The following is a 26,124-nucleotide window of genomic DNA, read 5'->3' as shown; positions in this document are numbered from 1 at the left end:
CGGGGTTGTGAGCCACAGACCCGAGACTCAAGATCCAAGAAACACGCCCTAGGGGCCGCCCGCCGTCATCGCCGCCCCCACCCCGGCGGCCCGCTCCCCGGCCGGGGCCCGCCAGCGGGGCACCGGCCGATCCGCCGCACTCCTCCCCGCCGCGCCCGATGCGCCTGGAACGCCCGGCCCCCCGGGGGGTGTCCTATCGGGTGTTCAACGCGGCCCCGGGGCAACGCGCCCGGCACACCCCGAACACGTCCTTGCCGAGCCACCGCCCCCACCCGGACCGCAAGGAGCCCGCCGCCCGGCAAGCAAGCCCGGGGAACCGCCCAGCTCTCCCCGTCGCCGCCACCTTCCCCGCGCCCCGGCGACCCGGCGCCCGGCCGGGGTCCGTCAGTGGGGTACCGGCCGAGCCGCCCACCACCCGGACCGCGAGGAACCCGCCGCCTGGCAAGCAGGCCCGGGGAACCGCCCCGCTCTCCCCGTCGCTGCCGACCACCGCGACCACGCACACGCCCGGCGGCCGACTACGCCACCGCTTGGGCCGCTGACCTGCGTCGTCGCCGCCACCTTCCCCGCACCCGGCGACCCGCCGCCCGGCCGGGGCCCGTCAGCGGGGTACCGGCCGAGCCGCCCACCACCCGCACCACAAGGAACCCGCCGCCCGGCAAGCAAGCCCAGGGACCCGCCCCGCTCTCGTCGCCGCTGCAGAAAGCGCAAACGACCTCTGTCGTCGCCTGTCGCGGCACCGGCCGAACGTCCGCCGCTCGGCCATGTCGCGTGAAACGGTGCCTGGAAGGCACCAGTCAGCCGTCCTTCGGCTGCTCCTCGTCGGAAGGAGTGTTGGGCCCCTTCTCGGGCCCCTTCTCCGCTTCCGGCCCCTTCTCCGCTTCCGGCCCCTTCTCCGGCTCCTTCTCGGCTTCCGGGTCCTCGGCGTCCTTGTCGGGAGTGGGGGTCCCAGGCTCGGCGGGGCCGCTGCCCTTGTCACCGCCTCGGCCGCGCCGGGGCCGCCGGGGGAGCGGCACCGCCGACCGGCCCGTGCGCCTGCGCCACCACGCCACCGGGGCCAGGAGGACGGCCGCCACGACCAGGAACGGCAGCAGCCAGCCCGCCGCCACCGCGATCCCGCCGGCCACCACCACCAGTGCCTGCCAGCCGTAGGCCAGGCCGCCGGTGAAGCCGATGGAGTCGTCGCCGTCACTCGTCGGCCGGTCCGAGGGCTCCCGCAGGTCCAGCTCGACGGTCCCGAAGGCCGTCGAATCGCTCAGCGCCTTCTGCCGGGCCTGCAGCGCCTCCAGCTCGGCCTGGCGGTCGGAGATCTCCTTCTCCACCTTGAGCACGTCCTGGACGTCCTCGGCGTCGTCCAGCAGGTCGCGCAGCCGGTCCAAGGAGGCCTCGGCCGACTCGACCCGGCTGTCGACGTCGGCCACCTCCTCGGTCACGTCCTCGGCCTCGCGCTCCAGCGAGATGGGCTCGCCCAGCCCCGCCAGCTCGTCCAGCGCGGCGTCGTAACCGCCCTGCGGCACCTTCACCACCAGTGTCGCCGACGCGGGCCCCGAGCCGGACGGGGACAGGCTCTCGCTGGCCACGTGCCCGCCCGCGTCCGACACGAGGGCCTTGGCCTCCTCCTCCGCCGCCTCGACGTCGCCGGCCTCCACGGTCAGCATCGCGGTGTAGACGACCTGGCGCTGCTCCGCTTCGACGTCGAGTGCGCCGCCGCCCTCGTCCCCCTCGGCTCCGCGGGCCCCGTCCGCCTCCTCCTGCAAGGCGGCCTCCGGGGCGACGGCGTCCTCCTGCGCCACCCCGCCCGCGTCCGACACCAAGGAGCCGTTGCCGCCGCACCCCGCGGCGAGCAGTGCGGCCAGCACCACCGCCAATCCGCCCGCCGTCCGGGACGGCGTCCATACCGTGTCCACTGATCTCCCCGCCTCTGAATCCGCCGAAATCCGCGCAGTGTCGCTCATACGTCTTCGACGTGGGCGTCATCACACGGGTTGCGGGGAGGGCGTAACACCTCGGTCACGCGCGCCGCCCGGGGGATCGGCGCAGGTCGGACAGGGAGCCGCGGGGTGATTGTGCGGCACGCTACGCCCGGGGCGGTCACCGGTTCCGCCGCTCATCTGGAAAGCTGAAGGACATGCAGACACGACCGCATGTGGCGGTGGTCGGGGGCGGGCTCGCCGGGCTCACCGCCGCCTACCGCCTCGCCCGCGGCGGCGCGGGCGTCACGCTGCTGGAGGCCGGGCCGCGCGCGGGCGGGAAGCTGCACGCCTCCCCGGTGGCGGGCGTCCCCGTGGACGCGGGGGCCGAGTCGGTCCTGGCGCGCCGCCCCGAGGCCCTGGACCTCATATCCGAACTCGGCCTGGACGACCGGGTCGAGCACCCCGCGCCCGCCCCCGCGCGGATCTACAGCCGCGGGCGGCTGCGCGCCTTCCCCGCCGGACAGGTCATGGGCGTGCCCGGCGACCTGCGCGCGCTGGCCCGAAGCGGCGTGCTCTCCTGGGGCGGCACCCTGCGCGCCGCCCTCGACCTGGTGCTGCCGGGCACCCCCGTACGCGGAGACGTGCCCGTCGGCGCCTACCTCAGCGCGCGCATGGGCACCGAGGTCGTCGACCGCTTGGTCGAACCCATGCTCGGCGGCGTCTACGCCGGGCGCACCGACCGGCTGTCCCTGGACTCGGCCCTTCCGCAGATCGCGCCGGTCGCCCGCTCCGAGCGCTCCCTGGCCCGGGGCGTCGCCGCGCTCAAACGGCGCCAGGCGGCGGCCGCCGGGGACGGGCCGCCCGCCCCCGTCTTCGCGACCCTGCGCGGCGGCCTGGCCGTGCTCGTCGACGCCCTTGCCGAGCAGGCCGAGAAGTACGGGGCCGACCTGCGCACCGGCGCCCCGGTGCGGTCGCTGAGCCCCGGCGCCGAGGGCGGCTGGGTGCTGGAGGCCGACGGGGCCGGGCGGGTCGCCGCCGACGCCGTGGTGCTGGCCTGCCCGGCGCCCGCCGCGTCCCGGCTGCTCGCCGGCGCCGCCCCCGACGCCGCCCGCGAACTCGGCGGCATCGGGTACGCGAGCATGGCCATCACCACCTTCGCCTTCCGCGCCGCCGACCTGCCCCCCGGGCTGGGCGGCAGCGGCTTCCTGGTCTCCCCGCGCGAGGGGCTGACCATCAAGGCCGCCACCTTCAGCAGTCTCAAGTGGCCCTGGCTCAAGGAGGCGCTGGACCGCGAGCACCCCGGCGAGGACCTCGTGGTCGTGCGCTGCTCCATCGGCCGCGCGGGCGAGGAGGAGGCCCTGCGGCGCACCGACGGCGAGCTGGCCGACACGGCCCTGGCCGACCTGCGCACCGTGTGCGGACCGGTGGGCGCGCCGGTCGAGCGGCGGGTCACCCGCTGGGACGGCGGCCTGCCGCAGTACGACACCGGCCACGCCGCGCGGGTGCGCCGCGCCCGCGCCGCCGTGGCGGCGGTCCCGCCGGTGGCGCTGTGCGGGGCCGCCTACGACGGTGTCGGTATTCCCACCTGCATCGCGAGCGCCACCGGCGCCGCCGAGGAGCTTCTGACCGCGGGCGGATGATCCGCCCGGCGCGGCCGGGCCCGCCCCGCCGCGCCACACGCCCCAGACCGAGCGAGGAGAAGACAGTGAGCAGCGAGACCACCCCGACCGGCGCCGACCCCGAGGAGCTCAACAGCCTCATCCGGTACACCATGTGGTCGGTGTTCAAGGCCGGGGACCTGGAGGGCCTGGACCGCTCCGCGGCCGCCGGGGAGCTGGCCGCCCTGTTCGAGGACGGCAAGAGCGGCGTCACCACCCGCGGCTCCTACGATGTGCAGGGCTTCCGCGCCGACGCCGACATGATGTTCTGGTGGATCGGCGACACCCCCGAGGCCGTCCAGGAGATGTACACCTCCTTCCGCCGCACCGCGCTGGGGCGGGCGAGCGAGCCGGTGTGGTCGGTGGTCGGCCTGCACCGCCCCGCCGAGTTCAACCGCGGCCACGTCCCGGCGTTCCTGGCCGGGGAGGAGCCGCGCGACTACATCTGCGTGTACCCGTTCGTGCGCTCCTACGAGTGGTACCTGCTGCCCGACGACGAGCGCCGCGCCATGCTCGCCGAGCACGGCCGCATGGCCGCCGGGTACGCCGACGTGCGCGCCAACACCGTCTCCACCTTCGCCCTGAGCGACTACGAGTGGATGCTCGCCTTCGAGGCCGAGGAGCTGCACCGCATCGTCGACCTGATGCGCCACCTGCGCGGCGCGGCGGCCCGCCGCCACACCCGCCTGGAGGTGCCCTTCTACACCGGCCGCCGCAAGAGCCCGGCCGAGCTGGTCGAGTCCCTGGCCTGAGGCCCGCCGACGGCGCGAGGGGCGCCGGGGGATCCTTCCCCCGGCGCCCCTCGCGTGTTCCACCGGGGCCGCGCCGTCGCGCGGCCCCCGCCTCTGCCCGGTACGGCCGTCCTCAGCCCTCGCGAGCGGCCGGGACCGCCTCGTCGCCGGGGTCCGGGCGGCCGGCGCGCCGGAGCGTCACGACGTAGAACGGGATCGCCAGGATCAGCACCAGAACCAGCCCCGACCCCGAGTACAGCAGGGTGTTCCCGGCCGGGGCGTCCATCGCCCACGCCGCCAGGCAGCCCACGCTCACCAGGATCCAGGCCAGCACCATGTAGGCCAGGCGGCCCTTGGGCTTGGGGTACTCGACCCGGCTCACCATCAGCCAGGCGACCACCAGGACCGCCCCCGTGCCGACCAGGACCGGCGGGTCCAGCAGCACCACCGTGATCACGGCCATGGCGCCGAACGGGCTGGGCAGCCCCGTGAAGGAGGTGCAGCCCGGCGTCTCGCAGGAGAACCGCGCCAGCCGCACCACCACGGCCAGCAGCACCGCCGCGGCCGCCGCGATCGGCAGCGGCCCGCCGGACCCGGCGATCGTGCCCCAGGCCACCACGAAGAACGCCGGGGCGAAGCCGAAGCTGATCACGTCGGCGAGGTTGTCCAGCTCGGCGCCCATTCCGCTGCCGCCGAGCTTGCGGGCCACCCGCCCGTCGAACAGGTCGCAGGCGGCGGCCAGGAGCAGCAGCACCACGGCGGTGGCGACCGAGCCGCGGTCCAGCGGGCCGCTGCCGCCCGCGGCGATCTGCGCCGACTGGGCGGCCGCCAGCTGCCACACCGCCATGAAGCCGAAGAGGGCGTTGCCCAGCGTCAGGTAGTCGGCGAGGGCGAGCCGGACGCGCGGAGCGGCGTCCTCCTCGGAGGGGGCGGCCGCGCGCGGGCGGGGCAGCAGGGCTCGGCTAGTCGCGGTCAAGGCGCGTCGCTCCCGCCCGGACCTTCTGCCCGACCTCCACCGCCGGGGCGACACCGGGCGGGAGGTAGACGTCGACGCGTGACCCGAAGCGGATGAGGCCGATCCTCTGCCCCTTCTCCGCCTTCTGCCCCTCAGAGAGATACGGGACGATACGCCGGACCATCGCCCCGGCGATTTGGACGACCGTGACCTCGCCGATCTCGGTGTCGAAGGTCCAGATGACGCGTTCATTACGCTCGCTGTCCTTGTCGAAGGCGGGGCGGAACCCTCCGGGCCGGTGCTCGATCCGGGCGGCCACGCCCGCGATGGGCGCACGGTTGACGTGCACGTTGAGGGGGTTCATGAAGACGGCGACGCGAATGCGGCCGTCGGACTGGACGTCGATGCTCTGGACGACGCCGTCGGCGGAGGAGACCAGGCGGCCCTGGGCCGGGGCCCGTTCGGGGTCGCGGAAGAACCAGGCCATGCCTGCCGCGAGGCCGACCGCGGGGACGGCGAGCACGCGCGCCGCCCGCGACCGCCGGGCCGCCAGCAGGGTGGCGCCGGCCGCCGCGCAGGCGGGGGCCAGCCACGGTGCCGAGCCCTTGGCCATGCGGACGGGCACGGCAGGGCCGGAGGAGGGGGTGGGATCTGAATCGTCGGTCATCGGATGCTTTCGTCGTGAAGCCTGGCGGCCGGCGAGCGTCGAGGGGCGCGTCTCGCACGGCCGGACGGTCGGCCCGGCAGGGCGCCGCGGACACCGGACGGCGGACCGGTCCGGGCCCACCGCCGACACCCATAAGGGAGGATGCTATTCCACTGGGCCGTCCGCCTCCAGGGTGAGTGCCACTGAGTTGATGCAGTAACGGTCGTCGGTCGGGGTGGGGTAGCCCTCACCGCGGAACACGTGACCGAGGTGGGAATCGCAGCGTGAGCAGCGAACCTCGGTACGTATCATGCCAAGCGAGCGGTCCTCGTGCAGCGTTACGGCGGAGCTGTCGGCCGGGTCGTAAAAGCTCGGCCAGCCGCAGTGTGAGTCGAACTTCTCATCGGAACGGAACAGCTCGGCCCCGCATGCGCGGCACCGGTAGACGCCCGTGGCACCGGTCGAGACGTACTCACCGCTCCAGGGGCGCTCGGTGCCGCTCTGACGGAGCACCGCGTACGCCTCAGGGGCGAGCAGGCGCCGCCACTCCTCCTCGCTCTTACGGACCGGCTCCTGGGCCTGCCCCGTGTCCTTGCCCTCCATGGCTTCCTCGTCCATGAGAGCGACGCTACCTCGGACGACCCCCGCTGTGCTCAGTGAGCATCCCCCAGGAGGCCGGGAGACGCACTGCAGGCGAACGGGAGGGCCCAGCGGGCGGGTCGGGCGGCCGCGCCCCTGCGGCGCCCGTGTCGGCGGCCTCATCGGCGTGACGGAGTGGACGCCGGGCGGCGGAGAGTGGAGGCCGTCACCCTCCGTCGCCGTGCCCGCCCATGCCCTTCACGGGCCCGCCGTCAATGCGCGCCGCAGGGCCGACTGTGGCCCCGTCCCACCGGGTGGGGCCAGGGTGCCCCGAGGGTCCCCTGCGCCCGTGCGCCCCTCCGCCCGCCTTCGCCGCGTGTCTCCGCTGACCAGGTGCGTACCGGCCCGAAGGTCACGCTCCGGTCGTTCGCGGCCGACTCCGGCATTACGGAGTGAAAAGAGAATCCCGGCCGATCGTTCGCGTTGTGCGCGTTCATCACGAACCCGCTCGGGTACGTGATTTTCAGGGTGTCGGACACGGTGGGAGCGAACGATCCATGCTCGTTTCGTATCGCCGAGGGTCGATGACGCGAGGGCACCCGGTGGCCGCGGAGCGGCGGGCGACGGTGGGGGCGGGACTCTACCTGCGCCTCGTCGCCGGGTACTGGGTGCAGACAGTGATCGAGCGGTGCGCCGCCCACGCCCGGCAGGGTGGACGGCGCGTCGGTGAGGCGGTCGCGGTGGCGCGGCCGGGATGGGAGGTGATCGCGCAGGCGGCCGGCGAAGTGCGCTGGGCCGTCGCGGTGAGCGGAGCGGTGGCGGCCGCGCGGGTCGACCGCATGCGGCCGCGCCCGTGGGGCGACCGCGGGCTGGCGGTGGCGGCGGCGCTCACCGGCCTCGTCAGTGTGGCGGTGGCGGTGCTGCTGGGGAAGGCCCTGGCGCACTGGGCCGCCTCCGACACGGACGACGTCCTGTTCGCGGCGTCCGGGGCGGTGGCCGTGGGCCTCCTGCTGCTGGCGCTGCTGTACCTGGTGTTCGCCGAGAAGCCGGAGCGCAGGCCGCCGGACTGATCCCGGACGGGACGACCGGCGGGACGACCGGCGGGACGACCGACGAAGGGACCGGCGGACGAGGGCCGCACCGCCGGGAACGACGCGGGCCGGGGCCGTCCTCCCCGGCCCGTCGCCGTACCGCATCGGCCGCTGGAGAACCGATGGGCGCTCTCTAGAGAGCCTGTACCCACAACCGGGGGCGGATCCCCACGCGATCGCCCGGAATCCCCGCCAGTGCGGGGATTCCGGGCGATCGCGCGCGGGTGGGGCGGCCCGGCCGAGCCGCCGGGGCCTCAGGCCTCGAAGTCGTACTGGAGCACGTAGGCCGACCCGTCGAGGGTCATCTCGTTCAGCTCGACCGCGAGACGGTCGTCGGTCAAGGCGGTCCGCAGCACGTCCAGAACAGGGGTTCCGGCGCTCAGGCTGAGCGCCTCGATCTCTCCGGGGGTGGGCATGCGCACCCGGATCTCCTCGGTGAAGTGCGCCGGAGCGTGGCCGAGTTCGGCCAGTCGTGCATAGATTCCGCCGGGACCCGTGTCGACCTCGGCGATGGGGGTTCCGCGGACCAGCTCCCGGGGCAGGTAGGAGGTGGCGAGCTGCATGGGGCGCTCGTCCAGCCGGTAGCGGCGGCGCCGCCGGAGCACCGGGGCCCGCTCGGGCAGGTCCAGCGCGTGGGCCACGTGCGGCTGCGCGGGGACCTCGTCCACCTCGACGCTGTCGGTCTCGAAGGGGCGGTCGCCGGCGTCGGCCTGCCAGATCGCCCGCCCGCCGCCCCACAGGTCCCGGGAGAGGCGTTTGGGCCCGTGTCTGCGCAGCGGGCGGAAGGCGCGCACGTAGACGCCGGATCCGCGGATGGGGACCACGATGCCCTCGTTGATGAGCACCGAGAGCGCCTGCCGGGCGGTCGCCCGGGCGACGCCGTAGCGCTTCATCAGGTCGTTCTCGCCGGGGACGCGGTCGCCGTCGGAGAGCCGCCCTGAGGTGATCGCGGCGCGCAGCTCCTCGGCGATCTCCCGGTAGACGGGAGGGGGGTCGTTGTCGGACGTCGGCACTGTCTTCATCCTCTCGCCCGGAGTGCGTGCTTCCGCAGGGACGCGGGGACCGCTGCCGGATTGGTTGTGTTCTTACCCTTAATCCCCCTCCTACTCCGCTGTGCGAGGGGGCGTCCGGGAAGGGCGCTCCACCCTTCCGCACAGGCGGTATGTCCGTGCCGGGGCGGGTTCATGCACGGATGGGGTGCAGCCGAAACCGGCCACGGCCCCGGTCCGATCGGGGCGGAAGGGGCGGGCGGGACGTCCGAATCCGGTGCGGGTGCGCCCGGCGGGGCACGCCTTGGGCCCGCGGCGAACGCCGCGGGCCCGGCACGGCCCCGGTGCGGTCCGGCGGCCCTCAGGCGCGGGTGTAACGGGCGAAGAGCGCCCCCTCCGACTCCAGCAGGTGCTCCAGGCGCAGGTCCGCCCGGTGCGAGGGGGCGTCCCCGGCGACGATGCGGGAGGAGGCGGGGCCCAGCAGGTGCGGGCTCGTGGTCAGGCACAGCTCGTCCAGCAGCCCGGCGGAGGCGAACTCCGCCAGCAGGTGCGGGCCGCCCTCGCACAGCACCCGGTACAGCCCGCGCTCGGCCAGCCCCCGCACCACCGCCGCCGGGTCGACCGAGGCGCCGTCCCCGGCGACGACCACCTCGGCCCCGGCCTCCCGGGCGGCGCGCACCCGCTCCTCGGGCGCCGCGGCGGTGGTGAACAGCAGCGTCGGCGCGTCCTCCGGCGCCGCGGCCAGCAGGTCGGGGTGGACGTCGAGGGTGCGGGTCACCACCGCCACCGACGGGGTGGCCGGGCGCCCCTCCCGCAGCAGCGACCACACCTCCCGCGGACGCACCGGACGGTAGCCCTCGATGCGCGCCGTGGCCGCGCCGGCCAGCACCACGTCGCTCAGCCCCCGCAGCACGCCCATCACCCGCCGGTCGGCCGGGGACGACAGCTCGGCGGAGCGCCCGGTGGGCCCCCAGGCGCCGCCGTCGGCGCTGGAGACCATGTTGCAGCGCACCCAGGGCCGGTCCAGCGCGGCGGGGTAGGCGTACAGGGCGGCCAGGTCGACCGGGGCCGACGGGGCGGGGAGCAGGGCGCGGAAGCGCGGGTCGGTGTCCATGGGGGCAGGTTAGACGCCTGCGGACGCGCCGTGCGAAACGCGGCGCAGGAGCAGCAGGGCGCGGTCGATCACCGATGCCGTGCCCCCGGCCGGGATCAGCGGCCGCCCGCCCACGTCCGGCTCGGCGGTGTCCAGCACCGCCTCCCAGGCCAGGCCGAACTCCCGGCCGGGGACGGTGAAGTCGACCGGTTCGGCCCCGGAGTTCAGCAGCAGCAGGAAGGAGTCGTCGCGCACCCGCCGCCCGCGCGGGTCGGGCTCGGTGATGGCGTCGCCGTTGAGGAACACGCCGAGCCGGGTGGCGCCGTCGTGCCAGTCGTCCTGGTCCATGGTGGCGCCGTCGGGCCGCAGCCAGGCGATGTCGGGCAGCGTCCCGTCCGCGCCGTCCGCGCCGGACCGCCCCTGGAAGAAGCGGCGGCGGCGGAAGACCGGGTGTTCGCGCCGCAGCCGGGCCAGCCCGCGCACGTACTCCAGCAGGTCCTCCTCGTCGGCGGCGGCCTTCCAGTCCACCCAGGCGATCTCGTTGTCCTGGCAGTAGGCGTTGTTGTTGCCGCGCTGGGTGCGGCCGATCTCGTCGCCGTGGGAGAGCATGACCACGCCCTGCGAGCAGAACAGGGTGGCCAGGAAGTTGCGCACCTGGCGGCGGCGCAGCGCCAGCACCTCGGGGCGCTCGGTGGGGCCCTCCACTCCGTGGTTCCAGGAGCGGTTGTCGTCGGTGCCGTCCCGGTTGTCCTCGCCGTTGTCCTCGTTGTGCTTGTGGTCGTAGGAGACCAGGTCGGCCATGGTGAAGCCGTCGTGGCAGGTGACGAAGTTGACCGAGGCCACCGGGCGGCGCCCGTCGTCCTGGTAGAGGTCGCTGGAGCCGGACAGGCGCGAGGCGAGCTCGGGGACGACCGCGTGGCCGCGCCAGAAGTCGCGGACGGTGTCGCGGTACTTGCCGTTCCACTCGGTCCACAGCGGCGGGAAGTTGCCCACCTGGTAGCCGCCGGGGCCCACATCCCAGGGCTCGGCGATCAGCTTGGCCTGGGAGATCACCGGGTCCTGCTGGACGATGTCGAAGAAGGTGCTCAGCCGGTCCACGTCGTGGAACTCGCGGGCCAGTGCCGAGGCGAGGTCGAAGCGGAACCCGTCCACGTGCATCTCCAGCACCCAGTACCGCAGCGAGTCCATGATGAGCTGCAGCGAGTGGGGGTGGCGCACGTTGAGGCTGTTGCCGCAGCCGGTGTAGTCGACGTAGTAGCGCGGGTCGTCGTCGACCACCCGGTAGTAGGACAGGTTGTCGATGCCGCGCAGCGACAGCGTGGGGCCCATATGGTCGCCCTCGGCGGTGTGGTTGTAGACCACGTCCAGCAGCACCTCGATGCCGGCCGCGTGCAGCGCCTTGACCATCGCCTTGAACTCCTGCACCTGCTGGCCCCGGGAGCCGTTGGCGGCGTAGCCGCTGTGCGGGGCGAGAAAGGCGAGGGTGTTGTAGCCCCAGTAGTTCGTCAGCCCGCGCGCCACCAGGGCGTGCTCGGGCACGAAATGGTGCACCGGCATCAATTCGACGGCGGTGACGCCGAGCGAGCAGAAGTAGTCGATCATCGCCGGATGCCCCAGGCCCGCGTACGTTCCCCGCTGCTGTTCGGGCACGTCGGGGTGGAGCATGGTCAGCCCGCGCACATGGGCCTCGTAGACCACGGTCTCGTTATAGGGGATGCGCGGCCGTGACTCGTTGCTCCAGTCGAAGAAGGGGCTGACGACGACGCATTTGGGGACGTTGGGGGAGCTGTCGCGGGTGTTCTGCCGGGACGGGTCGTCGAAGTGGTAGGAGAACAGGGACTCGTGCCAGCGCACCGACCCGTCGATGGCCTTGGCGTAGGGGTCGACCAGCAGTTTCGCGGGATTGCAGCGCAGGCCGCGCTCGGGGGCGTAGGGGCCGTGGACCCGGTACCCGTACCGCTGGCCGGGGCCCACGCCGGGCAGGTAGCCGTGCCAGACGAAACCGTCGAACTCGTTCAGCGGAACGGAGGTCTCGGTGCCCGCGTCGTCGAACAGGCACAGACGGACGGCCTCGGCGGCCTCGGAGAACAGTGAGAAATTCGTTCCCGTCCCGTCGTAAGTGGCGCCGAGGGGGTAAGGGGTTCCTGGCCAGACTTCCACCATGGGGTCGCCGCTCCGCTCGGGGTCGTGGGGCAGTGTTCTCGTCGTTCTCGCCGGTGCTCATTTCGCCCGTCATCGGTATTGTGCCCGCTTTCTCGGCGTCTTCCGGGGAAGCGACGCGGTTCGGATGCGTATTCGCGGGCGGCCCGCCGGACGTACGGCGCGATTTCCCCGCAAGCCGGACAAGAATCGGCGTGTGGCGCGGCCCTTCCCTGCGGGACCGCTTCGCCCCTCTGACGCGCCGAAGGCCGGAGCGGTGCGGTCGGCGGCCCACTCCGGCCATGCGCGGCCCCGGGTCAGTCCCGCGGGCGGGCGCGGTCCAGGATCGCGGCGGTGTCGACCCCGCGGGGCAGGGCGCCGAACACGTCGCCGCGCCCCTCGCCCAGGCGCGAACCGACGAAGGCCTCGGCGACCGGGGCGGGGGAGTGGCGCAGCAGCAGCGAGGCCTGCAGGCACAGCGCCATCGACCGGACCAGCCCGCGCGCGCGGAACTGGGCGTCCTCCAGGTCCGACAGGGACTCCTGGAGGCGCTTCACCTCCGCGTCGAGCCGCGCGTCCGCGCCCTCGGCGAGGCGCACCTCGGAAAGGAAGACGTCGAGCGCCTCAGGGCTCTTGGCCATCGCGCGCAGCACGTCCAGGGCCGCCACGTTGCCCGAGCCCTCCCAGATCGAGTTCAGCGGCGACTCGCGGAACAGGCGCGGCATGCCCGACTCCTCCACGTACCCGTTGCCGCCCAGGCACTCCAGGGCCTCGCCCGCGTGGGCGGGGGCGCGCTTGGTGACCCAGAACTTGCCCACCGCCACGGCGAGCCGCCGGAACGCGGCCTCGTGCCCGTCGCCGCGCACGGCCCGGTCCGCCGCCCCGGCCAGGCGCGTCATCAGGACCGTGGCCGCCTCCGACTCCAGGGCCAGGTCGGCCAGGACGTTGCGCATCAGGGGCTGGTCGAGGAGCGGCGCCCCGAAGGCGCGCCGCTGGGAGGCGTGGTGGACCGCCTGCAGGACGGCCGCGCGCATCCCGGCCGAGGAGCCGATGACGCAGTCCAGGCGGGTGCCGTTGACCATCTCGATGATGGTGCGCACCCCCTGCCCCGGCTCGCCCACCGGCCACGCGAGGGCGCCGTCGTACTCGATCTCGGCGGAGGCGTTGGACCGGTTGCCGAGTTTGTCCTTCAGGCGCATCAGGTGCATGGGGTTGCGCGACCCGTCCTCCAGGACCCGCGGCACCAGGAAGCAGGTCAGGCCCTCGGGGGCCTGGGCGAGGGCGAGGAACACGTCGCTCATGGGGGCGGAGGTGAACCACTTGTGCCCGGTGAGGCGGTAGGAGCCGTCGGAGGAGGGCACCGCCCGGGTGGTGTTGGCCCGAACGTCCGAGCCGCCCTGCTTCTCGGTCATCGACATCCCGGCGATCAGGCCCTGCTTGGTGAGCGGGGGGCGCAGGCCGAAGTCGTAGGTGCGCGCGGTGAGCAGCGGCTCGAACCGCTCGGCCAGCCCGGGGGAGCGGCGCAGGGCGGGGACGGCGGCGTAGGTCATCGAGACGGGGCAGCCGTGGCCGCCCTCGACCTGGGACCACACGTAGAACTTGGCGGCGCGGGCCAGGTGGGCGCCGGGGCGGCCGTCGGACCAAGGGGCGGCGTGCAGGCCGTTGGAGACCGCGGTGTCCATCAGCACGTGCCAGGCGGGGTGGAAGTCGACCTCGTCGACGCGGTGGCCGTAGCGGTCGTGGGTGCGCAGCTCGGGGGTGGTGCGGTCGGCCTGCTCGCCCCAGGCGCGGGCCCGTGCGCTCCCGGCGAGCCGGCCCAGCTCGTGCAGCTCCTCGTCCGCCCACCCGGCGCCCTCCCGCTCCAGCCCCTCCAGCAGGGCGGGGTCGGCGGCGACGTCGTTGCCCTCCAGCGGGGCCGCCTGGTTGAGCACCTCGTGGGTGGGGGGCATGGGGCACCATCCTCTCCCGGACCCGCTCCGGGACCGCGGAGCGAACCCGAACGGCATTCGGTCGCGATGCGCCCAGGATAGCCCGCACGCCGCCGGTCCCACCCGCCGCCCTCATCGGGGGCGGCCGCTCCCCGCCCCTACGGCCAGAGCAGCTCCCGCTTCCACGCGTCGTCGACGGAGGGGCGGGTGTAGCGCAGGCGGGTGTGCAGCCGCTTGGGGTGCCCCTGCCAGAACTCGGCCTCCATCGGCACCAGCCGGTAGAGGGCCCAGGAGGAGGGGACGGCCCCGGGGTCGGCCTCGAGGGCGGAGATCCCGTCCTCGAAGGCGCGGGCGACCTCGTCCAGGTCGTTCAGCGGGGAGGACTGGAGGCCGTGCATGCCGGCGGCGCGGCCCTCGAGGGAGCGCTCGCGGAAGTCGGCGGCGTTCTCCTCGGGGGTGCCGATCAGCACGGGGCCGCGCAGCCGGATCTGCCGGGCCTGCTCGCGCCAGTGGAAGACCATGGCGGCCTCGGGGCGCTCGGCCAGCTCGCGGCCTTTGCGGCTGGTGGAGGAGGTCGCGAAGGAGAAGCCGCGCTCGTCGGCGTCCTTGAGGATGAGCACCCGCACCGACGGGGAGCCCCCGGCGTCCGCCGTGGCGACCGCCGCGGCGTGCGGTTCCCGGACACCGGCCTCCACGGCCTGTTGCAGCCACTCCTCGAACAGCTCCAGAGGCTCATCGGGCGCCGAGGCCGGTTCGAAGGGCGGCACGGCCCCGTCGAAGACCGGAAGGTCACGCAGCAGCCGTCTGATCCCGTTCCCGCGCGCAGGCGCCATGGGTTCCTCCTGAATCCGGGGGATTGAAGGTCGGTCGAGATGGGTGGGAAAGCGCTCTCGCCCCCGACGCTACCCGGCACCCTGATCACGGCCAGGGGCGCAGGTCCATGCTCTCTCCTGTGTCGGCGGCCACAACCCCTTCCGGTGCACGCCCCGCCAAGAACGCGGCGAGGTCGCTGAAGGCCCCGGAGAGAACGACGGTCCTCCCTTCGCCGAGCATCCGCTGCGGCGCGCCGTCGACCGGCGACAGGAGGAGCCGCACCCCCTCGGGGGCACGCGGAGCGAGGAATTCGGTGAGGTGGACGTAGAACTCCGGTTCCCAGTCGCGCGGACCGCCGGGCATGCGCAGGTCGTCGGTGTGCAGGACGAGCTCGCGCCACCAGCACTGGAGGGCGGTGAGGACGGTGCCGTCGCGGTGGCGGACCGGCAGCTCCCAACCGGGCCCCTCCGCGCCCGGCCAGGCGGCCTCGATCTCCGTCACCGCCTCGGCGACGTCCGTCCGCAGCCCGGCGGCGGAGCGGTCGGCGCCCGCCTCGATCGCGGCGTCGCGGCCGTCGCGGCCGCCGTCATAGACCTCCACGAGGCGGCCCTCGGCCGCGTACCGCGCCTGCCGGGCCAGGGCACGGGCCACGCCGGAGAGGTGGGCCGCCACATGCCCGCGCGTCCAACCGGGGAGCGCGGAGGCGTCCCGGGCGGCGGCGTCGTCGAGCGTGTCGAGAACCGAGAGCAGCCGTCGCGCCCGGTGATGGGTGGAGGAGAGGAGGAAAGCGGGGGAGGAGCGGTCGTCGGACAGGGGAGCAGGGGGCATGCGGTCCTCGCGGAGCGGCCGCCGACAGTGCGCCGGGAAGTCTACGGGCCTAGGTCAGGAGTAGGTGACGAGTTCGTCCGTCTCGATCACGATGCCTTCGAGAGGGGAGGGGAGCTTCACGGTGTCGCCGAAATGCATATGGTGCTTGGTCGTGAATCTCCCTTCCCGAGGGTCGGAATGGAGTACGAGCGTCCCGTCGCGCGGGCCGGCCATCAGGTAGACGGGGATCCGCATGTCGGCATAGATACGCGGCTTGGTCGTGACGGAGCTGGGAGTGCTTCCCGGGGAGGCGACCTCCAGGACCAGCGCGACCGAGTCCGGCGGGTTGCGCGATACCTCTCGCTGCAATGCCTCCGCGGGAAGAACGATGAGGTCGGGCCGTGCCAGGTCGTCATCGTCGCCGCCGTCTCCCACCGACGTGTTGGGCAGGGTGGACAAGCCGTCGGGGAGCTGTGCCTCCAACTGGAGCATGACGCTGTGGACGATGTAATTGTGCCGGTTCAGCCGGGGAGGGGACGCGACGAGCTCTCCTCCGAGGACCTCGACCCGGAACCCTTCGGGCAGTGCCTCCTCCGCGCGTTCGGCGGACTCACGCAACCGGTAAGGGGGAGGGAACGTCATGGGCGGTTCCGGAAGACGAATCAGTAGGTATTGAACCTGCTCGTGTCGATGGTCACCCCGTCCAGGGGGGAAGGGAGCGCCACGGGCTCGCCGAACTTGGAAGTGTGCACCTCCTGGTACTTTCCCTTTTCAGGATTGCACCAGAGCGCCACGGTCCCATCACGAGGGTCGACGATGAGGTAGATCGGGATCCCGAACGCCGCGTACTCGCGGAGCTTGGTGTGGGTGTCGTTCTCCGGGTTGCTCGGCGACACGACCTCGACGACCATTTCGGTGACGCCCGGGTCGACGAAGTCCCCTTTCTCGTCTTCCACATACTGTGGAACCACCATGGTGTCGGGAACCGCGAAGTCGACGGCGCGGTCCTCGCCTACCGATTGCGTCTGGAGGACGATCAGTTCCTCGGGGAGCTGACCGAACAGCTGATTCTGGATACGGGAGGTGATCCCGTTGTGCCTTTTGGAGGGGGAAGGTGACACGACGATGCTTCCTCGGAGTATCTCGACCCGGAAACCGGGGGGGAGCATGTCGGACATCCGGTCGGCGACCTCGCGCAGGGACTCCGGGGCCTCCTGGTCGGCCGTCTTCGCCTCCAGGTCTCGGCTCGGGGCGTCGATATCGGCAACGGACATGGGGTCTGCTCCTCTGTTAGACGCGGACATCGTAGAGACCAGCCCCTTCCTCTGTCCGGGAAACCGTGGAATTCCCCGGAAAACCATCGTCGGCCTGTCCACGAGCCTAGTCACGGGCGTGCGGGAAAGCCAGTTTCCGGTCCCCCGACACACGAATGCGGCCGCCGCCCAGGGGATGGGCGGCGGCCGCATTCGGTCCGCCACTGCACCGGCCTCCGGCCGGTCGCTAACCGGCGGCCACTCTCGGGAACGCCGGCGCCGCCTGCAGCGCCTCCTCATAGCGGCGGACCACCAGTTCGGCCACCTCGGGCGCGTCGCCCAGGGCGGGCGACACCGTCACCGCCCCCTCGGCGAACGCCTGGTCGGCCACCCGGTCGGCGAAGAAGCCCGGCGCCAGCAGGTAGGTCGCCGCCGCCACGTGCGGCGCCCCCTCCGCCCGGAGCCGGGACACCGCCTCGGCCGGAGTCGGTGAGGCCATCGACGCGTACGCCGCGGCCACCTCCCGCCAGGGGCCGCGCCGCGCCAGTTCCGCGGCCGCCTCCTCGATCACCGCGTTGGCCTCCGGGTCGCTCGACCCGGCCGACGCGAGCACCAGGGCGGTGTCGGACGACGCCTCCCGCCCCACCTCGCGCAGCCGCCGCTCGACAGCGTCCAGCAGCAGCGGGTGCGGGCCCAGCGTGCCCGCGTACCGCACGCGCAGCCACGGGCAGGCCGCCGCCACCCGCTCCAGCACCCCCGGCAGGTCCACCTTGCTGTGGTAGGCCGCGGTCAGCAGCGCCGGGAGCACCACGACCTCGCCCGCGCCCTCGGCGGCCAGCCCGGCCAGCGCCCCCTCGGCCCCCGGCTCCACGTGGTCCAGGTAGGCCACCCGCACGTCCAGGTCCGGTCGCAGCTCCCGCACCCGTGCGAACACCCGCTCCACGGTCGCGGAGGACCGCTCGTCCTCGCTCCCGTGCGCGACGGCCAGGAGGGGGACGCCGCTCTCGCCCGCGGGGCCTCCTGCGGCGCTCACAGGTGGATCCCGCACTCGGTCTTGGAGAACCCCGCCCAGCGGCCGCTGCGCGGGTCCTCGCCCTCCTCCACCCGGCGCGTGCAGGGCGCGCACCCGATGGAGGGGTAGCCGTCGTACTGCAGCGGGTTGACCAGCACACCGTGCTCGGCCATGTAGGCGTCCACGTCGTCCTGCGTCCACCCGGCGATCGGGTTGACCTTCACCATCCTGCGGCGCCGGTCCCACTGCACGACCGGGATGTTCCGCCGGGTGGAGGCGTCGTCCCGCCGCAGCCCGCTCAGCCACGCGTCGTAGGGCTCCAGCGCGCGCTTGAGCGGCTCCACCTTGCGCAGGTGGCAGCAGATGGACGGGTTGCGCCCGTGCAGCCGCGGCCCCAGGTCGCGGTCCTGCTCGGCCACCGTCCGCTGCGGCTCCACGTTGACCAGGTTGATCGGGTACATGGCCGCCACCGCGTCGCGCGTGCCGATGGTCTCGGCGAAGTGGTAGCCGGTGTCCAGGAAGATCACGTCGATGCCCGGCGCCACCGCCGAGGCCAGGTCGACCATGAGCGCGTCGGCCATGGAGGAGGTCATGCACAGCCGGTCGCCGAAGTGCTCGGCGGCCCAGGCGATGACCTCCCGGGCGGGGGCGCCCTCGAGCTCGCGCGCGGCCCGCTCGGCCAGCGCGCGCCGCTCCTCGTCGGTATCGGCGCCGGGTCTGGTCCCGGCATCGGGGTTCGTGACGCTCATTCGTTCCCATCCGTCCCGGTCGGGCCCGCGTCGCCGGCGACGGCGGCGGCGCGCAGGCCGACGAACTTCACCCGGAAGACCCGGGCGCAGGAGTAGCAGGCCCAGGCGTAGCCCGCTCCCTGCTCGCCGTCGCCCTCGTGCGGGGCGAGGTCCTCGTCTCCGCAGTACGGGCAGTAGTGGGGGGCGGCTCTCTCACTCACGTTCGTCCACCGTCCACTGGGTCGGTTCCGGCCGTGCCGTTCCCGGCACGGTCACTTGAGGTCGGCGTCGTCGGCGCGGGCCGCCCAGACCGCGAACGGCTCGTCGTCCCCGCGCTGGTCCAGGAAGCGCCGCAGCACCCGCTCGACGTAGTCCGGCAGCTCCTCGGCGGTCGTCTTCAGGCCGCGCACCTTGCGCCCGAACGACGAGTTCAGCCCCATCGCCCCGCCCAGGTGCACCTGGTAGCCCTCCACCTGGCGCCCGTCGGGGCCGGTCACCAGCTGGCCCTTGAGGCCGATGTCGGCGACCTGGATGCGGGCGCAGGAGTTGGGGCAGCCGTTGATGTTGATCGTCACCGGCTCGGGGAAGCCCGGCAGCCGCCGCTCCAGCTCGTCAATGAGCGTGGCGCCGCGGTCCTTGGTCTCCACGATGGCCAGCTTGCAGAACTCGATCCCGGTGCAGGCCATGGTCTGGCGCCGGAACACGCTGGGCCGCACCCGCAGGTCCTCGGCCTCCAGCGCCTCCACGATCGACTCGGTGCGCTCGGGCTCCACGTCCAGCACGACCAGCTTCTGGTCGGCGGTGGTGCGGATCCGGTCCGAGCCGTGCGCCTCGGCGATGTCGGCGATGCGCGCCAGCTTGGTGCCCGACACCCGCCCCACGCGCGGGGCGAACCCCACGTAGTTGCGGCCGTCGCGCTGGCGGTGCACCCCCACGTGGTCCCGCTCCAGCCCCGGGTCCAGCTCCGGGGCCGGGCCGTCGGGCAGCGCGTAGCCCAGGTACTCCTTCTCCAGGACCTCCCGGAACCGCTCCGGCCCCCAGTCCTTGATCAGGAACTTGATCCGGGCGCGGTGCCGCAGCCGCCGGTAGCCGTAGTCGCGGAAGACCGAGGTCACCCCGGCCCACACCTCGCTGACCCGCTCGGGCGCCACGAACACGCCCAGCCGCTTGGCGAACATCGGGTTGGTCGACAGCCCGCCGCCCACGTGCAGGTCGTATCCGGGGGTGCCGTCCGGGCCGACCACGCCGACGAAGGCCACGTCGTTGATCTCGTGGTTGGTGCAGTAGGAGGAGCAGCCCGAGATGGAGGACTTGAACTTGCGGGGGAGGTTGGAGAACAGGTCGCTGCCGATGTGGTCGTCGTGGACCCGGCGGATCTCCTCGGTGGCGTCGATGACCTCGTCCTCGGCGATGCCCGCCAGCGGGCAGCCCAGGATGACGCGGGGGGTGTCGCCGCAGGCCTCCATGGTGGACAGGCCCACCGACTCCAGCTTCTCCCAGATGGCGGGCACGTCCTCGATGCGCACCCAGTGCAGCTGGACGTTCTGCCGGTCGGTGATGTCGGCGGTGTCGCGCCCGTAGGCGGTGGAGATCTCGGCGACGGCCCGCAGCTGGGCGACGGTGAGCTGGCCGCCGTCGATGCGCACCCGCAGCATGAAGTAGCGGTCGTCGAGCTCCTCGGGCTCCAGCACCGCGGTCTTGCCGCCGTCGATGCCCGGGGCGCGCTGGGTGTACAGGCCGAACCAGCGGAAGCGCCCCCGCAGGTCGGCGGGGTCGATGGAGTCGAACCCGGCCTTGGAGTAGATGTCGATGATGCGCTGCCGGACGTTGAGCCCGTCGTCGTTCTTCTTGTTCTCTTCGTTCTTGTTCAGCGGCTCGCGGTAGCCGAGGGCCCACTGGCCCTCCCCACGGCGGGGGCGGGCTGAGGTGGCGGGAGGCATGTCCGGGTGTCCTCCGAGCGGATCTGCGGGGCGTCGGGCCGGGCCGCCGCGCACCGCTCCCCGGCCGCTCCCCCCGGTCGCGCCATCGGGTCCGGGGCAGGGCTCATCGCCGGTTCGGCTGGAGGACGTCGGCGCCGCTCGCGCCCCATGTGTACGGGCGGGATTCGAGCGCGGGGGGCTGCAGTGGCCCCGCGCGCAGCGGCGGGTCAGCCGACGGTGCGACAGATGGCGCTGCTCACCCGAAGCAGGTCCACGTGCCGGCGCACGTAGAGCATGGGGTCGATCGCAGCCATCATGGCAACGACCATGACACGCGGTGTGCCCGGATGTCCAGGTCTGGGCGGCGCCGACCGTCAGTGAAGCACGTCACGTGCCCGCGTCGGCGCGACCGTGCCCGTGCCCGCGCGCGGGGCCCACCCCGCGGTCCAGGTCGCGGGGAGATCACGGTTGACTATGCGGACCGACACGAAAGCCGCCCTGCGCGCGCCGCCGCGCCGTCCCCTGGAGCGGGGAAGCCTACCTTGGTCGTGTGAGGGGCTTCGCGGAGCGTGTGCGGGCCGGGACGCGGGCATGGGCCGAACGGCGCCCGCTCCCCGGCGGCGCGGTGCTGCTGACGGCGCGCACCGTGCGCGCGGTGGCCCACACCCGCATCATCGGCCTCGCCGCCGAGTCGGCGTTCTTCTCCCTCCTGTCGCTGCCCGCGCTGCTGCTGGGGCTCGTCGGCACCCTGGGCCACCTGCGGGGCGTGCTCGGCGAGGACACGGTGCTGGAGATCCGCACCTGGATGCTGGACCTGGCGGCCGAGGCGCTCACGGAGCAGACCGTGGACTCCCTCGTCGCTCCGCTGGTCGACGACTTCCTGCGCGGCGCCCAGGGCGGTGTGCTCTCGCTGACCTTCCTGGTGTCGCTGTGGTCGGGCTCGCGCGCGATGAACGTCTTCATCGAGGCCATCACCATCGCCTACGGCCTCGACGGGCTGCGCGGCTACTTCGCCCGCCGCGCGCTGGCGTTCGTGGCCTACCTGGGCGCCCTGGTGTTCGCGCTGGCCGTGCTGCCGGTCATGGTGGTCGGCCCTGACATGGTGCACCGCCTGCTCCCGGTGACCGTCGGCCACCTGAACGACCTGTACTGGCCGGTGGTGGGCGGGCTGACGGTGCTGGCGGTGGCGATGCTGTACGCGCTGAGCGTGCCCGCCCGGGTGGCGTTCTGGCGGTACCTGCCGGGGGCCGTCCTGGCCGGGCTCATCCTCCTGCTGGGCAGCGTGGTGCTGCGCGTCTACCTGGACGCCTCCTTCGGCCAGGTCACCATCTACGGGTCGCTGGCGGCGCCGATCGCGGTGCTCGCGTGGCTGTGGGTGATGGCGCTCGCGGTGCTGGTCGGCACCTCGCTCAACGCCGAGATCGACCTGATGTGGCCGACCCAGCGCACCGCCGCGGCCCGCGCGGAACTGGCGGCCCGCCGCGTGGCCAGCGCCGCCCAGCAGGTCGAGCGGCACGAGCAGGCCATGCAGACGGCGGCCGAGCGCGATGAGCGCCGGGACGAGCGGCGCGGCGAGCAGGCCGAAGCGGTGCGGACCGGTACCAAGCGGCTGTGGAGCGGCGTGCGGCTGCAGGTGAACGAGCGCCTGACGCGCGTCGTGAGGCAGGGGGCGTCCGTGAGGCTGAGCGACCGCGGGAAGGGAGAGGACGGCGGGGAACGCGGTACCCCCGTCGGCCCGGAGGGCGCCACCGGGGACACTTCCGGTGATACGCCCGGCGCCGTCCCCGGTGATGCTCACGCGGACGCCCCGGACACCGGCCCGGAGGCGGCGGAGGCGGCGGCGGAGGAGGTCTCCGCGGTCCCCGCCGACGCGGAAGGGGCGGAAGGAGCGGAAGGACCCGCCGCCTCTGACTCGGCCCCTTCCGGCGACCGGGCGGAGAGCCCCCCGCGCCCGTGAACCCGCACCCGTTGGGGCATCCTGGACGGTGACGGCTCTGACGCGCGTCCCCCGCCCCCCGTACTCCCGGCCCCGAGTCACGACAGGTTGAGCACGCCATGCCCCGCACCCCCAAGCGCCACTCCACGCGCGACCGCCGCAAGACCGGCGCCTACGCGATCGTCGTCGCGGTCATCGCCGTCGCCGCATTCCTGCTGATGGTCAACGAGCAGGGCCTCGACGGCACCCTGCGCACACTGACCGGCGGCGAGTCCGCCGGCACCGCCGCGGGAGGGGAGAGCGCCGACGCGCAGGAGGCGCGCAGCACCCTGGAGGCGATCCCCGTGGCCGAGCCCGAGCCGCGCGGCGACTACGAGCGCGACGAGTTCGGGTCGTCCTGGATCGACACCGACGACAACGGCTGCTCGACCCGCAACGACATCCTCGCGCGCGACTTGACCGGGGCCGAGGTCCGGGAGGACTGCAAGGTGGAGTCGGGCGTCCTGGACGACCCCTACACCGGGGACACGATCGACTTCACCTCAGAGGACCCGCAGGCGGTGCAGATCGACCACGTGGTGCCGCTGTCGCTGGCCTGGCGCATGGGCGCCTCGGAGTGGGACCGCGACACCCGCGTGGAGTTCGCCAACGACCCCGGCAACCTCCTCGCGTCGGACGGCCCGGCCAACATGTCCAAGGGCGACTCGGGGCCCGGTGAGTGGCAGCCCTACGACGGCTTCCAGTGTGACTACTCCCTGGCCTACATCCACGTGACCGAGCGCTACGGCCTGTCCCTGGCCCAGGAGGACCACGACGCGCTCGGGGACATGCTGGACACCTGCGCCTAGCCGGAAGCCGTGAGGCGGGGGCCGTGAGGCGGGGGCCATGAGCCAGGGCCTTGTGCCCGGACCGTCGGCGCAGGCGGTCCCGGTCGGGGCGGATCGCCCCCGGCGCGGCTCCGAGAGGTCGCGGATCAGCGACGGAACCGTCACGGATCGGTGGCCGGATGCGGCCACCCCGGCGCCGCTCCGCCGCGCCCGTCCGGGCCTCCGGCGCGGGCTCCGGGGCGGTGCCCGCCGTGACTTGCCGCGACCGTCCCCGCATCCCCGCTGGTGAACGCCGCGAGGAAGCGGTGACGCGGTGTGCCGCCGCGCGGTTCACGGGATCTGTGCCACCCCGGATCACCGTGTTCTCCAAGGGCAGGGCGGGCAGAGCGCGGTTCGGAGGGGAACAGTATGCTCGTCGAGGCCCGTGTCGCCCCAAAGGTCGACGGATCCGTACACGGCCCGCACCGGGGTGGCCAAGCGACAGCGCCCGCAGCCCCCCGCGAGATCCGCCGCCCCGCCTCCGGAAGGCGGCCTTTCGACGAGTCGATGAACAGGTTCCCGAACAGCATGAGCGCAGCGATTCCCCCGCGGGCCGGACGGCCCTCCGCCCGTCCCGGTATCCGGCAGGCGGCGGGCGGTGGCGCATGAACGGCCCCGACTCCGGTGCGAACCACGCCTTCGTCGTCGTGGTGATCGCCCCCGACGAGCGCAGCGCCGAGGTCACCATCGCGGGGCGCACCCAGGTCGTCACCGGTGAGTCGCCCCGGCAGACCCGCAGCGGCGCCCTGGACGCCGCGGCCTCCTACGCCGCGCACCTGGGCCGCCCCGTGCTGGTCAACGCCCGCGACGCCAACGGCTCCTGGCAGCTGTCGGTCTCGCCCACCGGGGTCGTGCAGACGGTCGGGGGCACCGACGCCGAACTCATCGGCCCCCCGGACAAGAAGAAGGGGTCCTCGGGCAAGGGACGCGTCATCGCCCTGTCGGTGGTCGGCGGCGTCCTGGTGCTGGGGCTCCTCGGCGGCGGCGGGTACCTGGCCCTGGGAATGCTGCCCACCGGCGGGTCCGGCGGCGGAGGCGGCGGAGAGGGAGACGACGGGCAGACCGTCGTCTTCGACAGCCGCCCGGCCCCGCCCGGCTTCACCGACCAGGCCGTCTGGACGGACACGCTGGCGTCCGAGTCCAACCCCGCCGTCGCCCCCGACGGCGGGACGGCCGCCTTCGTCTCCGAAGAGGGCGCCCTCACCGTCGTCGACCCCGACGGCGAAGAGCAGTGGTCGTCCGAACTGCCCGAAGGGGTGTCCCCGACGGGGGCCGCGCCCTACTTCGTCGTCGACGGGGACGGCTACGGGGTGGCCATGCTGGACGACGAGGCCCTGTGGCAGTGGCCCGCGGACGGCGGCGAACCGGTCGAGACCGCGATCCCCGACGGCGCGCGCGTCTCCTTCCCCGGGCACGCCCCGCTGGTGGAGGACGGCGAGGAGGCCTTCGTCCCCGAGGACGGCGAGCTTTCGCCCGTCGATGTGCCCGACGGCTACGGCGCCATGCTCAACGACGGCCGGAACGTCCTGACGGCCGTGCGCAACGGCCCGTGGGAGTGGGTCGGCCCCGGCGGGGAGCGGGTGGAGCCCGAGGAGCCGGAGGGCGCTGACGACATGGACCGGCTTCTGACGGCGCGGGCCGAGACGGTCGTGGTCGTCTGGAGCGCCGGCGGCGGGGAGTCGGTCCTCGCCGTCCATGACTCGCGCGACGGTTCCGTCATCGCGCAGTCTCCCGTTGACCCGGACGACCTGGAGGACGCGCGCTGGGTGGAGGGCGACGGCGTCGCCGCCTACGGCCCGGTCGTGTTCGACCTGGACGGGGGCGCGGCGCACGACGTCGGCCTCACCCCGCTCAGTGCCTCTGGGGAGTGGGTCTTCGGTGAGCTCGACGGCGAATCCGTCGCCGTCGACTCTGCGGGAGAGCCGACCGTTCTGGAGGAGGACACCGCCCGCCCGTGGGGCATCCTCGGCGACCGGGCGGTGGTCGTCTCCGGTGACTCGGTGTACGCGCTCTCCCCGGAATGATTCCCCCTCTGAGAAAAGAAAGGAGCAGGATGTCGCACGCACGACGCGCCTTCGGTGTCGCCGCAGCGGGCCTGCTGGCGGCCGGTTTCTCGGCCTCTCCGGCCTTCGCGGACACGGACGAGGCCGCGAACGAGCCGGTCGAGGCTCCGGTCGAGCCGGCGGCGGGGTCCCCTGAGGACACCGGCATCACGCTCGAACTGGACCCGGTCGGTCTGGTCGACGACCTGATCCCGAGCCCCGACGACCCGCTTCCGCCGGAGGACCCCGAGGTCCCGCCGGAGGACCCGCCGGTCGACCCCGGCCCCGACGACCCGGGCCCGGGCGACCCGGGCCCTGGTGACCCCGACCCGGGCGACCCGGGCCCTGGTGACCCCGACCCCGGTGACCCGGGCCCTGGTGACCCCGACCCGGGCGACCCGGGCCCGGGCGACCCTGACCCGGGCGACCCCGACCCGGGCGACCCCGACCCGGGCGACCCCGACCCCGGTGACCCCGACCCGGGCAACCCGGGCGGCGACGACCCGGGTGACGAGAACCCGGGCCCGGGCAACCCGACGCCTCCGCCCGCGGACGAGGGCGGCACGCCCGGCGGTGACGGCGGCTCCGACGGCGGCTCCGACGAGGGCGGCTCCGGGTCCGGCGGCTCCGGGTCCGGCGGCTCCGAGTCCGGCTCGGGCGGCACCGCCGCCTCGGCGGACGAGGGCCCGACGGAGCTCCCGGTGACCGGCGTGAGCGACCTCGAGGGCTTCGTCCTCGGGGGCGTCCTGGCCACCGGCCTGGGCGCGCTGACGATCTACGCCAGCCGCCGCAAGGCCGCTCCGGCCCCGCTCGCCTGACCGAGGCGAACGGCCCGAAGGGGGCCCGGACCGCACAGCGGTCCGGGCCCTCCGGCGTTCGCAGGCCAAGCGGCGACGGGGGACGACGGGGGAGGTCGGCGGCTCCACCTGCGCCGTTGTCGGCCGCTGGGTGTGCGCGTGGTCGGGGTGGTCGGCGGCGACGGCGTGAGCGGGGTGGTTCCCTTGGCCTGCTTGCCGTCCGGCGGGT

At 73.9% G+C, this 26,124-nt stretch carries 24 protein-coding genes; 7 read left to right on the top strand and 17 right to left on the bottom strand.

Annotation, left to right across the window (positions count from 1 at the left end):
* Nucleotides 1–797: 797 nt before the first annotated feature.
* On the bottom strand, nt 798–1,907 hold the full coding sequence (locus O4U47_RS27950; RefSeq protein ID WP_270680970.1) for a DUF4349 domain-containing protein: 1,110 nt from the start codon (nt 1,905–1,907) through the stop codon (nt 798–800).
* Nucleotides 1,908–2,128: 221 nt separating this feature from the next.
* On the opposite strand from O4U47_RS27950, the gene hemG reads away from it, so the two are divergent.
* Both hemG and hemQ read left to right on the top strand, forming a co-directional pair.
* A complete protein-coding gene (gene hemG, locus O4U47_RS27945) occupies nt 2,129–3,553 on the top strand; it encodes a protoporphyrinogen oxidase (protein WP_270680969.1) in 1,425 nt (474 codons plus the stop codon).
* A 65-nt stretch (nt 3,554–3,618) separates the two neighbouring features.
* A complete protein-coding gene (hemQ, locus tag O4U47_RS27940; RefSeq protein WP_270680968.1) occupies nt 3,619–4,323 on the top strand; it encodes a hydrogen peroxide-dependent heme synthase in 705 nt (234 codons plus the stop codon).
* A gap of 112 nt (nt 4,324–4,435) precedes the next feature.
* Here the strand turns inward: hemQ and O4U47_RS27935 are convergent, their stop codons facing one another.
* The 3 genes from O4U47_RS27935 to msrB form a co-directional block, all read right to left on the bottom strand.
* Entirely contained in the window at nt 4,436–5,278 is an 843-nt protein-coding gene (locus O4U47_RS27935) for a CDP-alcohol phosphatidyltransferase family protein (RefSeq protein ID WP_270680967.1), read from the bottom strand.
* Nucleotides 5,265–5,924: a phosphatidylserine decarboxylase gene (locus tag O4U47_RS27930; protein ID WP_270680966.1), complete on the bottom strand. Its 660-nt coding sequence runs from the start codon at nt 5,922–5,924 to the stop codon at nt 5,265–5,267. The genes O4U47_RS27935 and O4U47_RS27930 overlap by 14 nt, the downstream gene beginning before the upstream one ends.
* Nucleotides 5,925–6,068: 144 nt before the next feature.
* Nucleotides 6,069–6,521, bottom strand: coding sequence for a peptide-methionine (R)-S-oxide reductase MsrB (msrB, locus tag O4U47_RS27925; protein ID WP_270680965.1), 453 nt, complete (start codon nt 6,519–6,521; stop codon nt 6,069–6,071).
* A gap of 545 nt (nt 6,522–7,066) precedes the next feature.
* Between msrB and O4U47_RS27920 the strand changes: the two genes are divergently transcribed.
* Nucleotides 7,067–7,552 carry a hypothetical protein gene (locus O4U47_RS27920; RefSeq protein WP_270680964.1) on the top strand — a complete coding sequence of 162 codons (486 nt, stop codon included), beginning with the start codon at nt 7,067–7,069 and terminating at the stop codon, nt 7,550–7,552.
* A 275-nt stretch (nt 7,553–7,827) separates the two neighbouring features.
* Here O4U47_RS27920 and O4U47_RS27915 read toward each other — a convergent pair whose 3' ends face one another.
* The 13 genes from O4U47_RS27915 to O4U47_RS31230 all read right to left on the bottom strand — a co-directional run bounded on the left by O4U47_RS27915 (nt 7,828) and on the right by O4U47_RS31230 (nt 20,571).
* Complete coding sequence (locus O4U47_RS27915) at nt 7,828–8,586, bottom strand: GntR family transcriptional regulator (RefSeq protein WP_270680963.1); 759 nt, start codon at nt 8,584–8,586, stop codon at nt 7,828–7,830.
* Between the two features lie 337 nt (nt 8,587–8,923).
* A complete protein-coding gene (locus O4U47_RS27910) occupies nt 8,924–9,676 on the bottom strand; it encodes a dihydrofolate reductase family protein (protein WP_270680962.1) in 753 nt (250 codons plus the stop codon).
* Nucleotides 9,677–9,685: 9 nt separating this feature from the next.
* Complete coding sequence (gene glgX, locus O4U47_RS27905; RefSeq protein WP_270680961.1) at nt 9,686–11,818, bottom strand: glycogen debranching protein GlgX; 2,133 nt, start codon at nt 11,816–11,818, stop codon at nt 9,686–9,688.
* A gap of 293 nt (nt 11,819–12,111) precedes the next feature.
* A complete protein-coding gene (locus O4U47_RS27900; protein WP_270680960.1) occupies nt 12,112–13,743 on the bottom strand; it encodes an acyl-CoA dehydrogenase family protein in 1,632 nt (543 codons plus the stop codon).
* 137 nt (nt 13,744–13,880) lie between these two features.
* A complete protein-coding gene (locus tag O4U47_RS27895; RefSeq protein WP_270680959.1) occupies nt 13,881–14,555 on the bottom strand; it encodes a pyridoxine/pyridoxamine 5'-phosphate oxidase in 675 nt (224 codons plus the stop codon).
* 85 nt (nt 14,556–14,640) lie between these two features.
* Nucleotides 14,641–15,363 carry a maleylpyruvate isomerase family mycothiol-dependent enzyme gene (locus O4U47_RS27890; RefSeq protein ID WP_270680958.1) on the bottom strand — a complete coding sequence of 241 codons (723 nt, stop codon included), beginning with the start codon at nt 15,361–15,363 and terminating at the stop codon, nt 14,641–14,643.
* A 54-nt stretch (nt 15,364–15,417) separates the two neighbouring features.
* Nucleotides 15,418–15,984, bottom strand: coding sequence for a Uma2 family endonuclease (locus tag O4U47_RS27885; RefSeq protein ID WP_270680957.1), 567 nt, complete (start codon nt 15,982–15,984; stop codon nt 15,418–15,420).
* A 20-nt stretch (nt 15,985–16,004) separates the two neighbouring features.
* On the bottom strand, nt 16,005–16,616 hold the full coding sequence (locus tag O4U47_RS27880) for a Uma2 family endonuclease (protein WP_270680956.1): 612 nt from the start codon (nt 16,614–16,616) through the stop codon (nt 16,005–16,007).
* 226 nt (nt 16,617–16,842) lie between these two features.
* A complete protein-coding gene (locus O4U47_RS27875) occupies nt 16,843–17,628 on the bottom strand; it encodes a sirohydrochlorin chelatase (protein ID WP_270680955.1) in 786 nt (261 codons plus the stop codon).
* On the bottom strand, nt 17,625–18,356 hold the full coding sequence (locus O4U47_RS27870; RefSeq protein WP_270680954.1) for a phosphoadenylyl-sulfate reductase: 732 nt from the start codon (nt 18,354–18,356) through the stop codon (nt 17,625–17,627). Before O4U47_RS27870 ends, O4U47_RS27875 begins: the two co-directional genes overlap by 4 nt.
* Complete coding sequence (locus tag O4U47_RS27865; protein WP_017627449.1) at nt 18,353–18,556, bottom strand: hypothetical protein; 204 nt, start codon at nt 18,554–18,556, stop codon at nt 18,353–18,355. Before O4U47_RS27865 ends, O4U47_RS27870 begins: the two co-directional genes overlap by 4 nt.
* A gap of 51 nt (nt 18,557–18,607) precedes the next feature.
* A complete protein-coding gene (locus O4U47_RS27860) occupies nt 18,608–20,275 on the bottom strand; it encodes a nitrite/sulfite reductase (RefSeq protein WP_270680953.1) in 1,668 nt (555 codons plus the stop codon).
* A 206-nt stretch (nt 20,276–20,481) separates the two neighbouring features.
* Nucleotides 20,482–20,571, bottom strand: coding sequence for a putative leader peptide (locus O4U47_RS31230; protein ID WP_333563675.1), 90 nt, complete (start codon nt 20,569–20,571; stop codon nt 20,482–20,484).
* Between the two features lie 233 nt (nt 20,572–20,804).
* Here O4U47_RS31230 and O4U47_RS27855 point away from each other — a divergent pair, with 233 nt between their 5' ends.
* From O4U47_RS27855 to O4U47_RS27840, 4 genes are all read left to right on the top strand, one after another.
* Nucleotides 20,805–22,211, top strand: a complete 1,407-nt coding sequence (locus O4U47_RS27855) for a YihY/virulence factor BrkB family protein (protein WP_270680952.1) — start codon at nt 20,805–20,807, stop codon at nt 22,209–22,211.
* A 98-nt stretch (nt 22,212–22,309) separates the two neighbouring features.
* The gene (locus O4U47_RS27850; RefSeq protein WP_270680951.1) at nt 22,310–23,038 is read left to right on the top strand and encodes an HNH endonuclease family protein; all 729 of its coding nucleotides are present in this window, start codon (nt 22,310–22,312) and stop codon (nt 23,036–23,038) included.
* A gap of 623 nt (nt 23,039–23,661) precedes the next feature.
* Nucleotides 23,662–25,080 (top strand): hypothetical protein, encoded by a 1,419-nt coding sequence (locus tag O4U47_RS27845; protein WP_270680950.1) that lies wholly within the window; start codon nt 23,662–23,664, stop codon nt 25,078–25,080.
* Between the two features lie 29 nt (nt 25,081–25,109).
* Nucleotides 25,110–25,916 (top strand): hypothetical protein, encoded by an 807-nt coding sequence (locus O4U47_RS27840; RefSeq protein ID WP_270680949.1) that lies wholly within the window; start codon nt 25,110–25,112, stop codon nt 25,914–25,916.
* Nucleotides 25,917–26,124 lie beyond the last annotated feature (208 nt).

It is taken from the genome of Nocardiopsis suaedae, assembly GCF_027706745.1.
Lineage (GTDB): Bacteria > Actinomycetota > Actinomycetes > Streptosporangiales > Streptosporangiaceae > Nocardiopsis_A > Nocardiopsis_A suaedae.
The sequence above is the reverse complement of the archived record's forward strand: the minus strand, read 5'-3'. Positions and strand labels throughout refer to the sequence as shown.

What these genes read in the sequence shown, in the direction of transcription:
- hemG (WP_270680969.1), top strand. Translation starts at nt 2,129, where the DNA reads ATGCAGACACGACCGCATGTGGCGGTGGTCGGGGGCGGGCTCGCCGGG.
- O4U47_RS27930 (WP_270680966.1), bottom strand. Translation starts at nt 5,924, where the DNA reads ATGACCGACGATTCAGATCCCACCCCCTCCTCCGGCCCTGCCGTGCCC.
- msrB (WP_270680965.1), bottom strand. Translation starts at nt 6,521, where the DNA reads ATGGACGAGGAAGCCATGGAGGGCAAGGACACGGGGCAGGCCCAGGAG.
- O4U47_RS27920 (WP_270680964.1), top strand. Translation starts at nt 7,067, where the DNA reads ATGACGCGAGGGCACCCGGTGGCCGCGGAGCGGCGGGCGACGGTGGGG.
- O4U47_RS27910 (WP_270680962.1), bottom strand. Translation starts at nt 9,676, where the DNA reads ATGGACACCGACCCGCGCTTCCGCGCCCTGCTCCCCGCCCCGTCGGCC.
- glgX (WP_270680961.1), bottom strand. Translation starts at nt 11,818, where the DNA reads ATGGTGGAAGTCTGGCCAGGAACCCCTTACCCCCTCGGCGCCACTTAC.
- O4U47_RS27900 (WP_270680960.1), bottom strand. Translation starts at nt 13,743, where the DNA reads ATGCCCCCCACCCACGAGGTGCTCAACCAGGCGGCCCCGCTGGAGGGC.
- O4U47_RS27895 (WP_270680959.1), bottom strand. Translation starts at nt 14,555, where the DNA reads ATGGCGCCTGCGCGCGGGAACGGGATCAGACGGCTGCTGCGTGACCTT.
- O4U47_RS27890 (WP_270680958.1), bottom strand. Translation starts at nt 15,363, where the DNA reads ATGCCCCCTGCTCCCCTGTCCGACGACCGCTCCTCCCCCGCTTTCCTC.
- O4U47_RS27885 (WP_270680957.1), bottom strand. Translation starts at nt 15,984, where the DNA reads ATGACGTTCCCTCCCCCTTACCGGTTGCGTGAGTCCGCCGAACGCGCG.
- O4U47_RS27880 (WP_270680956.1), bottom strand. Translation starts at nt 16,616, where the DNA reads ATGTCCGTTGCCGATATCGACGCCCCGAGCCGAGACCTGGAGGCGAAG.
- O4U47_RS27870 (WP_270680954.1), bottom strand. Translation starts at nt 18,356, where the DNA reads ATGAGCGTCACGAACCCCGATGCCGGGACCAGACCCGGCGCCGATACC.
- O4U47_RS27860 (WP_270680953.1), bottom strand. Translation starts at nt 20,275, where the DNA reads ATGCCTCCCGCCACCTCAGCCCGCCCCCGCCGTGGGGAGGGCCAGTGG.
- O4U47_RS31230 (WP_333563675.1), bottom strand. Translation starts at nt 20,571, where the DNA reads ATGATGGCTGCGATCGACCCCATGCTCTACGTGCGCCGGCACGTGGAC.
- O4U47_RS27850 (WP_270680951.1), top strand. Translation starts at nt 22,310, where the DNA reads ATGCCCCGCACCCCCAAGCGCCACTCCACGCGCGACCGCCGCAAGACC.
- O4U47_RS27845 (WP_270680950.1), top strand. Translation starts at nt 23,662, where the DNA reads ATGAACGGCCCCGACTCCGGTGCGAACCACGCCTTCGTCGTCGTGGTG.
- O4U47_RS27840 (WP_270680949.1), top strand. Translation starts at nt 25,110, where the DNA reads ATGTCGCACGCACGACGCGCCTTCGGTGTCGCCGCAGCGGGCCTGCTG.